Origin of the sequence: Paenibacillus vortex V453 (assembly GCF_000193415.1) — a bacterium.
Taxonomy (GTDB): Bacteria; Bacillota; Bacilli; order Paenibacillales; family Paenibacillaceae; genus Paenibacillus_AQ; species Paenibacillus_AQ glucanolyticus.
Genome location: NZ_ADHJ01000037.1, coordinates 1 through 12,378, shown reverse-complemented (window position 1 = coordinate 12,378; position 12,378 = coordinate 1). Strand labels below are relative to the sequence as shown.

Sequence of the window (12,378 nt, the reverse complement as noted above, 5' to 3'; positions counted from 1 at the left end):
GTATATTTATTCTAAACGGGTTATAGGGAGTGGTAAATATGCATAAGCGAATTGAAGAACTGACACTGAATGCGTGGCCGGCCATCCAGACGGTGGTCCAGCATGGCTGGTTGCTGCGATTTGCAGACGGTTTTACGAAGAGGTCCAACTCAATCAGCGCGTTATATTCAGAACATCCGATAGATCTTCACGCACAGATTCATCTATGTGAGAGAAGTTATGCAGATGCCGGACTTGATGTTATTTTCAAAATCACGCCATTCAACCCGCCCGATCTGGATTCAACATTAGATTCTATGAATTACTCTGTTGTTGATCCATCCAGTGTCAGAATCCTGGAGCATTTGCATGATATCGAGGCCCCTACTCATCATGAAGTGACCGTTCAGGAGCATGTAAGCGATGGCTGGCTTCATAATCTGGGAGTGATAACGGGACAGTCAGAGCAGGATCTGGCAACTACGAGAAGGTTGTTATGTCAATCTGCTATTCCATACGGATTCTTTACTCTATATGATCAATCCAAGCCCGTAGCCTGCGGGATTGGAGCTTTGGAGCAGGGGGTTCTCGGGCTTTATGATATTGCCACCTCGCCAGCTGCCAGCAATCGGGGTTTCGGCAAGCAGCTGGTGCTGCACATCCTTCAATGGGCAAAAGCGAAAGGTGCAACTTGCAGTTATCTGCAAGTGATACAAAATAATGTTGCAGCTAACCGTTTGTATGATCGGTTACAGTATAAAGAGATTTATACGTATTGGTATAGACGTAAACAGGTAGTGCGTTAGGTGCTTGTAGGGGGTTCGAGCCTCTGTGCCTCGCGCGCCGGGGGTTACTCTGTATCAGTAACCGTTGTATAATCATGGAAGAGGCTGCGGAAGACCCGGTTTTAGAGGAAGCAGTCTAAGCCGGATTCGTTAAGGAAATGAATGTAGGAGGACTATTTTGAACAATTATACAATGACCGATCCGCAAGGCAAACCCTTTATGATTGAATGTGAGGATATTGTTCTTAGGGAATATATGCTGGAGGATCTGGATGCCATATACAAGATCACGCATGAACCGGAGATCAGGCAGTACCTGCCGGGTTGGGATGTGCCGAAGGAACAGCGCCTTGATTGGCTGACCAACTATGAGATGGTTGAGAATCGACAGTTCCTGCAAGCCGTTCAGGACGGCGGGGATGTGGGCCAACTGCGTCTGCGATTAGTTATTGTGTTGAAGGATACCGGAGAGACCATTGGCTGGTGCAACACAGGACCCAAGGACGGGCTGCCTTATCCTAACAGGGAAATCATGTATGGAATGTCCAACCGGCATCACAATCAGGGATATACAACCCAGGCTGCTCGGGGATTAATCGAGTTTTTGTTCCAGAATACAGGGGAGCTCGAATTATGTGCTGCTGCTCTGCCCGGCAATGAGGCTTCCAATAAAGTTATCCGAAAATGTGGGTTTACGTACGTCGGCGAGGTCGAGCTCGATCAGGAGCTTCATCATTACTATAGGCTCAGCAAAGAGGGTTAAGGAGGTAATATGAAAACTCTTGCCTTGGGAGCAGGGATATTCATCGTCGTTGAGCTGCTGCTCATTATGCTCTTGGCAGTGGATGTGTGGATCATGATTATGCTGGCTGCAGGTGTTATGATTACAATGTTATCTTTAATACTCCATTATCAGATGAAGCTGGTGAAGAGTGGCAGGGATTATGTGGTCCATCAAAAAAGACAAAAGATTCATGAACTGAATCAAAAGTCCAGAGAACATCTGCCATCCGAATCGGCATCGGAGTAAGCAGCGTAAATAAGAATAAAGCATGCGAGGAGGCACATCGTTGCGATATAAGGTTATATTATTCGATTGCAGAGTGATACGTTGTATGATTATGCCAAGTCGGAGGCTTTTGCATTGTCAGGTTCATTTGGCGAGATCGATCAGGAATGCACGGCTGCTATCGTGGACAGCTACAGGCGTATTAACCAGCAGTTATGGAACGAATTCGAGCAAGGAAGCGTTACGCAGAGTGAACTGCGAACAGCCAGATTTGAAAGGCTGCTGGCCGAACACAGTATTGAATGTGACCTGGATGCCGATGCATTCAGTCATACCTACATTAAGTATCTAGGGCAGGGCTCATACCTGATCGAAGGGGCAAAAGAGCTATGCAGTCAGCTTGCGGAACGCGGGCAGCGAATGGCCATCATTACGAACGGAATCAAGGAAGTACAGTTTAACCGAATTCACGGTTCTGCGTTATGTGATGCCTTTGAATGTATTATCGTCTCGGAGGATGCCGGTTCTCAAAAGCCCCACGAAGGGATTTTTGATTATGCCTTCGATAAATTGAACTACCCCGATAAGAAGGAGGTCCTCATCGTTGGTGATTCTCTAACTTCCGATATACAGGGCGGCATTCGTTACGGGATTGATACTTGCTGGTATAACCCGCATCGCAAGGCGAACTCCACGTCCATTCAACCCAAGTATGAGATCCATACGCTGGAGGAGTTACACGATATTATATCGTTTTAGAGGATCGGTTTCGATGGGCAGGATGAATATGGAGGTATCATGAGTATGATCCATTATAGACTTCTTCAGGAACAAGATTGTAAACTTGTGTTGGAGCTAATGGGGCGACATCCACTGCAATTTCCTGGCTTTGTCCAGCGATTGTATCCTGAAAGGTGGAATCTTTATTTAAAACATAAGGATGATGCGAAATACTGGGTGGCTGTTAGGGATACAGAAGATGTTGTGGGTCATGCTGGATACATATGGAATTCTGATCTGAAAAGATATGAAATTGTTGGTGTGGTGGTTTCTCCGTTATATCAACGGCAGGGAATTGGCGCCGGCATACTGGATGCCGTATGTGCAGGCATTCGGGATCGAGGCCATTTCACAGCCGTTTTATTCACCTTGGGTCACCCTGGGAATGAAGGTACTCTCAACTTTTACAAACGCCTCGGATACCAACAAACCCGTTACGAGCTTAATTATTTTGCCGAAGGGTATTCACGAGTAGGGTTTGAGAGAACGTTGTTGTCTACATGATTGGGAGGAAGGTGCTGGTGTGGTTCAATGCCCATGGTGTGCGAGCGATGTAGCTTTGATTGACCAGACGTGTCCGGTATGTAAACACGAGGTATTGCCTGAGCATCTGATATCTGGGCCGGATGAAGAGACAAGCGTCCAGAGTGATCCATTAACTGAAGCGGGCTGCCTCAGCATGGAGGAATTGATGATCAGCAAATTCAATTGCCGACGCTGTGGTCATCGGGATTGCATCTCGCAGGAAGTTAGCATGAGCGGTACCGGTGTTAGCAAAATTTTCGATATCGATTATCACCATTATTTGTTCGTATCCTGCACCCGGTGCGGATTCGTAGAGGTATTCAATCCCGATGTCCTGCGGGGCCATAAATCCGGGGCGCTGGGAACGGTGCTGGATATCATATGGGGTTAAGCAAGAAACAATACAACAAAGGGGTATGAACATGATACAAGCTTTTATTTTCGACATGGATGGCGTCATTATTGATAGCGAGCCCATGCACTTTGAAGTGGATATTCAGGTTATGAACTATTACGGGTCGGCTATAACCCATGAACAGCTGGAGCAGTACGTGGGGATGACCAATCCGGAGATGTGGGCAGCCGTGAAAGAACAGCATAATCTGACTCCATCCGTTTCAGAAATTATTGAATACCAGTTGTCCAACAAAATCGAAATGCTGACTTCAAGTGAGATGGAGCCTATCGATGGCATACGGGAACTCCTGGCAGAGCTCAAAGCACGGAATATTCCGGCGGCTATTGCGTCATCATCGCCACCTGTATTCATTAAGGCCGTTCTCCGCAAGTTTGATCTGCTAGATCATTTTGAATGCGTTGTGAGTGGAGAAGAAGTGGAGAGAGGGAAGCCAGCACCGGATGTATATCTCAAGGCTGCCGAATTGTTGGGGGTGAAGCCACAAGATTGCATGGTGCTTGAAGATGCCCGCCATGGTGTTGCCGCAGCGAAAGCGGCAGGGATGAAATGCATCGGCTTCGTGAATCCGAATTCGGGAAATCAGGATTTATCCCAAGCCGATTATGTGGTGCATGCCGTTTCGGAAGTTGCGCAGATCTGCCAATTCGAATAGAATATTACCTAGAGCTTGGCCGCGAATTGCGGCTGGGCTTTTTTTTTGTTTTACACCAAATGGACATAAACCCAACTTATTGATCATAAAACTCGTTTATACTATATCTACTATATTATATCTACTATTAGTATCTAGACCTAAGTCTAGGATGAATATCGTCTGAAGACGGAAGATAACCCTCTCCGATCATGATATCCTTGCATTAACAAGACACGGGAGAGGAATGTGAACGGATGCTTACTGATTTGATTCTAAACAACGATATCGCACAATATACGGGTTGCGTAGGTGGTAACCAAGCAGAGGAGATAAGGCCTGATGGTATTTTTTACGTAATTTAGGCGATATCGGATTATTTATTCATGCCATGATCGATGCGATTTATTTTTCCGATTCCGGCACTGTTCTCGCAGCTGTCCCTGAGCGCTCTGAGCCCGGACCGGGCGATCTGGCTCGCGACGATCGGATTTGCAGGGTGTTTGATTGGAACGCCTATCGGTTATGGAATTGGAAAAGTTTCCGGCAGTTTAGTCTTAAACAAGATCATGAAGAAAAAATGGTATGATTCAGCAACCGCATTGTTCACCAAGCATGGCGAAGCTGCCATACTTGTTGGAGCTTTCACGCCAATTCCCTTTAAAATATTTACCATTCTATCTGGCTGCATGAACTATCCTTTATGGAAACTTCTCAGTTATGCGGCTATCGGCCGCGCAGTGAAGTTCTATACCGTGGGCGTGCTGTTCTATGTTTACGGCCGCGCAGCTGAGAATATGGTGGATAGTGTACTCACGATTATTCTGTTGTCTGTTGGGATTCTGATCGGGGGCGTTTGGTTCACAGTACGGATGATTAAGAACCGCAAGAAAAAACGCTCTGAGACCTCAGTGGTGCAGCCTCCAAAAGATTCGATTGATGTGACGGCAGGTGAAGAATGATTGATGGTTCGATGATGAAGTTTTGATTAACGAATAAGCAACACATAACGTTAGATAAGGAGTAATATCAATGAGATCCATAAATGAGCAAAAAATATTAATATTAACCGGAAGCCTGGGAGAGGGTCACAACCAGGCGTCGAAGGCCATTGTGGAGTCAGCTAAAAAAAACTACCCTCATCTGCGCGTTAAAGTAATGGATTATATGGAGCTAACCCATCCACGGCTGCATGTGGCAGGCCAGTATTTCTTTGTGCAGTGGATGAAGCATTTCCCATCCGTCTACGGTTATCTATTTCAAAAAACACGTGAGGAAAACACCCTAATTCAGATGCTGAAGCGCTTCAGTACTTTCAGCCTGCATAAACTCAGCACAATGCTGGAGACGGAGAAGCCGGCAATTGTAGTCAGTACGTTCCCCCCGGCAGCAGCAGGCATGTCCTTATTGAAAGCAATGGGCTTTACCGATGTGCCAACGGCTACCGTCATGACGGATCACACGGATCACAGCTACTGGATACATTCTCACACGGATTATTATATGGTGGGTTCTGATGTCGTACAGCTTGCACTGGAGCGCAAAGGCGTGCCAAGTAAAAAAATCTCAGTCACCGGAATTCCCGTCAATCCTCTCTACAGCCAACCGGTGGATCAGGGCCGGCTGCGAGACCATTACGGCATACATGCATCTGAGCAGGTTGTGCTGATCATGGGCGGAGGAGAAGGCATGATCGATAAAGAGGTTATCGAATGGATGAAATCACGGGAATACCCGCAGAATGTGCGATTTATGATCGTGTGCGGCCGTAACACGAAGTTGTATCAATCGCTGCAGGAGGATTTTTCGGATCATTCCCAAATAACGGTCATGGGTTATGTAGATCGTATGCATGAATTGATGGCGATGGCTGATTTGATGGTGACAAAACCAGGAGGACTCACCATATCCGAAGCGTTGACGATGGAGCGTCCTATGTTATTAGTTAAACCGCTGCCGGGTCAAGAGCAGGATAATGCGGATTATCTGGTGGGAATCGGCGTGGCTCAGCAAGCCATGGCTGGTGAACTGAAACAGCAATTGCTGAAGTTGATTACGACTCCGGCACTTCTGCAGGAGATGAAGCACAAAGCCGCAATCAATACCCATAAAGATTCCGCACTATCGGTTCTGACCAGATTGCTCCATATTCAACAGAGCTATCGGCTTCGCGAATGGTCAGACGACATAACAGCTGTACCGTACGGGGTGCTGAACAGAGAGGTCTTTGAGAACGAGGCCCTACACCATTACTATGACAGTTATCGGTAAGATGAAGGAGTTTATCCATGAATTTGTTGGAATTGGTTGAGCAGTTATTTGAACAATATGGTTATTTGGTGTTATTGATTGGGCTGCCCCTTGATTTTATTGCTCTTCCAATTCCTCCTGGAAACAGCACCTTAACCTACACCGGGTTCCTGACCTATAAGGGGATCGTTGAGATGGTCCCTGCATTTGGATCAGCTTTTATAGGGGCAGCCATAGGGTTAACCATTACCCATATCCTTGGATATAAGCTGGGGATGCCGCTCATAGAACGCTATGGAAAATGGCTCTTCATTAAGCCATCCCTTGTGGAGAAAACACAGGTGTATTACAACAAGTATGGAAATAAGCTGCTCATTATTTGTTTTTTCATCCCCGGGGTGAGGCAATTCATCGGGTACTTTATCGGCATGATTCGAGTACCTTACCGGACGGTATGGATCTATGGATACACGGGGGTCGCAGCGTGGGTAATATCCTTCTTCAGCATAGGTTATATCTTTGGCGAGCAGTGGCAGTATATTCTGAATGTGGTCGAACATTATCTGAAGGTAATCTTTATCTGTCTGGCTTGTTCCTTTCTTATCCTGCTTGTGTGGAATCGCGTTAAACGTGAGAAAGCCAAAAAGCTCTCCAATGCCACCAGAAATGAATGAATGGCATGATTTGCATTTTAAAATAAAAGGTCTGCAGATTTGAATGCCCTTGCAACCGCTGCTTACAGCGTAGCTGCACACATACATAATGCGTTTAAAGAGATTTAGGTAAGTGATTGAATAGAATAAACAGGACATGGGAGGGAGAGTTATGAGCGAAATCATACCTTTATTCAGAGTATTCGATGAAACGAAGGCGAAAGAATTTTATATCCAATATCTTGGATTCACCTTGGATTGGGAACATCGCTTTGATGATTCCGCACCGCTATACATGCAGATATCCAGGGATTCGTTAAAAATCCATTTGACGGAGCATTATGGAGACTGCTCACCCGGCGCAGCCATTCGGGTGGACCTGGTAGGGATTGAGCATTTTCATGAACAACTGATCCAGAAAAATTATCCATACTCCAGACCTGGCATCGAGATCGCGCCTTGGAACAGTAAAGAGCTGTGTGTCATTGACCCATTCGGTAATAAAATCATTTTTTATGAAGAGTCGTAATAATCGATAGAGAAGCCAGGTTTAATCCTGAATGCGTTTTGGACGGCTGCGTAACTGATCGGATCGAGGAGATTGAAGTGCAGCAAGTAGAAGAACATAGAAGTATTCCAATGAAACGGCTCGGCTCGCAATAAGCGGACAGGCCGTTTTGTTTGGTTGTAGAAGTATTCATTCACGAGGTATCCCTGCCTGAGAAGCATACTGATAAATTCTGCTCAGTCCTTCCTCAATCTCTTCTGTTGTGAGGTTCCCGTACCCTAATACAATACCGGTTGGAGTGGAGGGGCTCGGCTTGGTGATCCTGTATTTCGAAATCGTTTCAGCTTGGAAGCCGTATGCAGCCGTATCATTCCAAGGAAGAAGAGCGTACGCTTTCGGATGAAAAGAGATCTGAAGATGCATGCCTGCCTCATCGCCCAGAATGGAAATATCATTACCGAATAAGTGCTGAAGCCGTTCCGTCATGAAATTCCTGCGTTTCTTGTACACTTTCTTCATCTTATGGATATGTCGTTCCAGTTGGCCATCCAGAATGTACTGACTTAATGCCTTTTGAATGATAAAGGGTGTGTGCAAATTCAGTTTATCTTTCACTTCGGCAATGGTATCGATTAGACTCGGCGGAACAATTATAAATCCGATCCGAAGACTGGGCGATAAGGTTTTGCTAAACGTTCCCACATAGATGACTCTGGAAGGGGAGAGGGTCTGTAGAGGGGGTACAGGAATTCCCCGAAGACGGAACTCGCTATCATAATCATCTTCAATCACGAATGAGTCCGCTTCTTCAACCATCCGGATAATCTGATGTCTGCGTTGAATGGACAGCAGGCTCCCAGTAGGAAACTGGTGTGACGGTGTTAATAAAACAAGATGACCCGGAGTGATACTCGTAAGGAAGTCGATACGCATTCCGTTGAGATCGACTTCAACAGGGACAAGACGATAGTCCATCAGCTTAAAAATCTCTTGTGTAAAATCGATTGTTGGATCTTCTATGTACAAGGAATGAAACTTTGGAGCGAATGATTTGGCCAGGAGAAAAAAACCTTCGGAAGCGCCCGAAACAATCATGATTTGTTCGGCTGTGCATTGAATGCCCTTGGAGCGGTATACATATTCGCATATCGCGGACCGAAGCGATAAATCGCCTTGGTATATGACCGTAATTATGTTCGTTCACGACAACGTGCCTTCTGCTGCTTCTTTCAAGTATTTCGCCCAGATTTGCCTAGGGAACCATTTTTGGTCAGGAACCCCTGTCGCAAAATCAATGATTTGTTCACGCTCCGGTTTAGGCTGTGGTTGGACTGCCGCTCCGCTGGAAATTGTGGGAATACGCGAATCGGAAGAGGGGAAGATTCCTTCGGCCACATAGGTGCCAGATCCTGCCCGACCATCCAGATATCCTTCGGCTGTCAGCTGCTCATATACCTCGATGACAACATTGCGCGCAATTCCCCATTCCTTAGCGAAAACGCGAGTGGGAAGCAGTCTGGTTCCAGCCGACAGCTGCCCCGATTCGATGATCATTCGCAACTGCTGGCATATCTGACGCGTCACCGGTACCTTAGATTCACGGTCCACGTAAATGCCGTACACGATTTTCCTCCTCTAATTGGTTCCTGTATAACAGCGAATATTGGATCTAATCATAAACCATTGTCCTTATTATAATGATGTTGAAGTGATCCGAAAAGGGAGGAAATGACATGAACAGGATGTTAGGCAGATCGGAAATATCCGTAAGTCCGCTTGGGTTGGGATGTTGGGCAATCGGTGGGGAATTTACGTTAGATGGCTTGCCGGACGGATGGGGGGAGGTCGATGAGTCTGAATCGATTGCAGGGATTCATGCAGCGTTAGAAAGGGGTGTAAACTTTTTTGATACTGCGGATGTATATGGAACAGGGCATAGCGAAGGGGTGCTTGGTCGTGCGTTGAGGGGAAGACGACACGAAGCGGTCATTGCTACCAAATTCGGATATACCTATGATGAGTCAACCAAGGAAGCATTCACTCGTCACGATGTAACACCAGAATATGTTCGTCATGCGTGTGAGAGGTCCCTGAGACGTCTTCAAACGGATTATGTTGACATGTACCAAATTCATGTAGGTGGTTTAAGTTTAGAGGAAATCGATACAGTCATCGATAGTTTGAATGAACTTCGTCAAGAAGGGCTGATCCGTACATATGGCTGGAGCACATGGGATGTAGCCAATGCCCAAATCTTCGCTCAAAAATCGGAAGCAGCTGCCATACAGCACGTATTGAATGTGCTTAGTGATGATAAGGAAATGCTCTCTCTATGTGAACGTTATGGTCTAGCCAGCATTAATAATACTCCTCTGGCTATGGGCCTCTTGAGCGGAAAATTCAATCATGATTCCAGATTCAGTGATCAGGATGTAAGGGGAAGCCGTCATGAATGGGTTACCTATTTTAAGAATGGTAAGGCGGTACCTTCGTACCTCCAAAAGCTTGAGGCAGTCAGAGAGGTCTTAACGAGCGGAAATCGAACTTTAGTTCAAGGGGCGCTTGCATGGATTTGGGGGAGAAGTCATGTGACAATTCCGATCCCAGGTTTTAAAACCAGGAAGCAGGTGGAGGAATTGATCGGGGCAGCTGCTTTTGGACCTTTGTCGGAGGCGCAGATAAATGAAGTCGAAGGAATACTAGGTTCGTCATGAATGGCATTGGGTGTTGAAGAAAATAGGTCCGCCGGGAAACATCCGGGGGACTTTTTTTTGCTTGATGATCACGCTAAATATTTTTAATCATTCAAGGGTAGGCGTTATTTCTCATATACTTATGCAACCGAGTCGAAAACGAGGAGGTGAAATTAGCTGAGAAGAAAATGGGTTCTTCGGAAATCGCTCAGAAATAAGCCTAAACAGCGTGTACTTCAACGAAAAAAAATAATGAAAAAGATCAGTCGCCAAAAATCGCTTCGGAAAAATCGCTTGGTCATTTCAAGACAATCTCGGTCACATCATAGAAAGCAACGACATCATCATCACCATAAAAGAAAACGTGGGAAATGTATACGAAAAGTAGTTCTCGCTAGAAGAGGACCCAGAGGTATAACGGGAGCTCCGGGGGTCAGGGGACCTCAAGGACCCATTGGCTATAGCGGAGCAGATGGTGGTGCAGGAGCAACAGGAGCAACAGGTGAAGGATTAAATGGAATTGTCAGTTTTGATCCAGGATCAAGTTTATTCTATATGCAAGGTCAGGTCGTTACTTATAACGGCAGCACCTACCTTGCAAATGTCACTTCGCCTCAAGGCGTTCCGGGCATGTCGCCGGATTATACATTGCTTGCTGCTGCAGGCGCAGGCTTAAACGGGGTTATACCATTTGATCCAGCTCAAGGTCAGTCTTATCCGTTGGATCAAGTCGTGACATACAATGGTAGTACGTATTTGGTCAATGTCGCCAATCCCACGGGGATCCCCGGAGCATCGGCAGATTATACCTTGCTGGCGGCAGCCGGCATGAGCGGTGAGGTAGGAATAACAGGAGCGACGGGCCCGACCGGCGAAACAGGTGCTACAGGGATGACGGGTACCAGAGGAGATACGGGAGCAACGGGTGTAACAGGGGTTGCTGGAGCTACCGGGGCAACGGGAGGAATCGGTCCGACTGGAGGAACAGGAGCAACCGGTAGCGCAGGAGTCACTGGGGCAACGGGAGCAACCGGCGCAACAGGGGCAACAGGTTCAGCAGGAGCAACTGGTGCCACCGGAGTTACGGGGGTAACCGGATTAACAGGTCCGACTGGTGCAGCAGGAGCGACGGGAGCTACAGGCTCGACTGGAATAACAGGTAACACGGGAGCAACTGGTCTGGCTGGAGTAACAGGGGCAACGGGAGTCACCGGAGCAACCGGCGCAACAGGGGCAACAGGGGCAACAGGTTCAGCAGGAGCAACTGGTGCCAATGGAGTTACGGGGGTAACCGGATTAACAGGTCCGACTGGCGTTACAGGAGTCACAGGGGCAACCGGTCCAACTGGCTTGACAGGAGCCACCGGGGCAACAGGTTCAGCAGGAGTCACCGGAGCTACGGGATTAACGGGTCCAACGGGAGTAACAGGTGCTACGGGAACCACTGGTGCAATCGGGGCAACAGGCGTTACAGGAGCAATCGGAGGCACGGGTTCAACGGGAGTAACCGGAGTTACGGGATTAACCGGTCCAACAGGCGTTACAGGTATAACAGGAAGCACAGGTGTCACAGGAGCAATCGGAGCCACGGGTTCAACAGGATCTACTGGCGCAACCGGAGTAACCGGCTCGACTGGAGTCACCGGAGCAACCGGCGCAACAGGTCCAACAGGAGCAACCGGCGTTTCAGGAACAACAGGAGTAACTGGATCAACGGGAGTCACAGGCCCAACCGGGGCAATAGGCCCGACTGGAATAACCGGAATTACGGGAGTTACTGGTCCAACAGGCGTTACAGGTCCAACAGGAAGCGCTGGTGTCACAGGAGCAACTGGGATAACCGGGGCAACAGGCCACACCGGTGTAACAGGCTCATCGGGAGTGACAGGTCCGACAGGCTCAACCGGGCCGATCGGTGTAACTGGTAACACAGGTTCAGCAGGAGTAACAGGCCCAACCGGCGCGACAGGAGCTGCCGGAGCCACCGGTCCAACAGGAGTTACAGGGATAACTGGGGTTACAGGTTCTACAGGCCCAACCGGCGTTACAGGAGCAGCAGGAGCCACCGGAGTAACAGGCTCGACTGGAGCAACTGGAGCTACCGGAATAACCGGGCCAACAGGAATCATGGGTTTAACGGGATCTAC

12 protein-coding genes and 3 pseudogenes are annotated in these 12,378 nt (G+C 47.6%); 13 read left to right on the top strand and 2 right to left on the bottom strand.

Annotated elements, in window-relative coordinates:
- The first annotated feature begins 38 nt into the window (after positions 1-38).
- The 11 genes and pseudogenes from PVOR_RS17990 (at position 39) to PVOR_RS17940 (ending at position 7,559) form a co-directional block, all read left to right on the top strand.
- Positions 39-785 carry a GNAT family N-acetyltransferase gene (locus PVOR_RS17990; protein ID WP_006210858.1) on the top strand — a complete coding sequence of 249 codons (747 nt, stop codon included), beginning with the start codon at positions 39-41 and terminating at the stop codon, positions 783-785.
- 157 nt (positions 786-942) lie between these two features.
- Positions 943-1,527, top strand: a complete 585-nt coding sequence (locus PVOR_RS17985; protein WP_006210857.1) for a GNAT family N-acetyltransferase — start codon at positions 943-945, stop codon at positions 1,525-1,527.
- A 9-nt stretch (positions 1,528-1,536) separates the two neighbouring features.
- Positions 1,537-1,794, top strand: coding sequence for a hypothetical protein (locus PVOR_RS17980; RefSeq protein ID WP_006210856.1), 258 nt, complete (start codon positions 1,537-1,539; stop codon positions 1,792-1,794).
- A 40-nt stretch (positions 1,795-1,834) separates the two neighbouring features.
- Positions 1,835-2,532 (top strand): annotated as a pseudogene (locus PVOR_RS17975) (YjjG family noncanonical pyrimidine nucleotidase).
- Positions 2,533-2,571: 39 nt separating this feature from the next.
- Positions 2,572-3,057, top strand: a complete 486-nt coding sequence (locus PVOR_RS17970; RefSeq protein ID WP_083811708.1) for a GNAT family N-acetyltransferase — start codon at positions 2,572-2,574, stop codon at positions 3,055-3,057.
- Positions 3,058-3,076: 19 nt separating this feature from the next.
- Positions 3,077-3,469, top strand: a complete 393-nt coding sequence (locus tag PVOR_RS32000) for a zinc ribbon domain-containing protein (protein ID WP_006210853.1) — start codon at positions 3,077-3,079, stop codon at positions 3,467-3,469.
- 31 nt (positions 3,470-3,500) lie between these two features.
- Positions 3,501-4,148 (top strand): HAD family hydrolase, encoded by a 648-nt coding sequence (locus PVOR_RS17960; protein ID WP_006210852.1) that lies wholly within the window; start codon positions 3,501-3,503, stop codon positions 4,146-4,148.
- Positions 4,149-4,518: 370 nt separating this feature from the next.
- Positions 4,519-5,089: pseudogene (locus tag PVOR_RS17955) on the top strand (YqaA family protein).
- A 70-nt stretch (positions 5,090-5,159) separates the two neighbouring features.
- On the top strand, positions 5,160-6,398 hold the full coding sequence (locus PVOR_RS17950; RefSeq protein WP_006210849.1) for an MGDG synthase family glycosyltransferase: 1,239 nt from the start codon (positions 5,160-5,162) through the stop codon (positions 6,396-6,398).
- 17 nt (positions 6,399-6,415) lie between these two features.
- Positions 6,416-7,051 (top strand): DedA family protein, encoded by a 636-nt coding sequence (locus tag PVOR_RS17945; protein WP_006210848.1) that lies wholly within the window; start codon positions 6,416-6,418, stop codon positions 7,049-7,051.
- Between the two features lie 136 nt (positions 7,052-7,187).
- Complete coding sequence (locus PVOR_RS17940; protein ID WP_255308604.1) at positions 7,188-7,559, top strand: glyoxalase superfamily protein; 372 nt, start codon at positions 7,188-7,190, stop codon at positions 7,557-7,559.
- Positions 7,560-7,727: 168 nt separating this feature from the next.
- Here the strand turns inward: PVOR_RS17940 and PVOR_RS31995 are convergent, their stop codons facing one another.
- Positions 7,728-8,720, bottom strand: a complete 993-nt coding sequence (locus PVOR_RS31995; protein WP_268741805.1) for an aminotransferase-like domain-containing protein — start codon at positions 8,718-8,720, stop codon at positions 7,728-7,730.
- Between the two features lie 18 nt (positions 8,721-8,738).
- Positions 8,739-9,161 carry a GntR family transcriptional regulator gene (locus PVOR_RS31990; RefSeq protein ID WP_234973010.1) on the bottom strand — a complete coding sequence of 141 codons (423 nt, stop codon included), beginning with the start codon at positions 9,159-9,161 and terminating at the stop codon, positions 8,739-8,741.
- Positions 9,162-9,271: 110 nt separating this feature from the next.
- Here PVOR_RS31990 and PVOR_RS17930 point away from each other — a divergent pair, with 110 nt between their 5' ends.
- Positions 9,272-10,252 (top strand): aldo/keto reductase, encoded by a 981-nt coding sequence (locus tag PVOR_RS17930; RefSeq protein ID WP_006210846.1) that lies wholly within the window; start codon positions 9,272-9,274, stop codon positions 10,250-10,252.
- A 534-nt stretch (positions 10,253-10,786) separates the two neighbouring features.
- Positions 10,787-12,378, top strand: a pseudogene (locus PVOR_RS17925) (collagen-like triple helix repeat-containing protein); the annotation flags it as partial.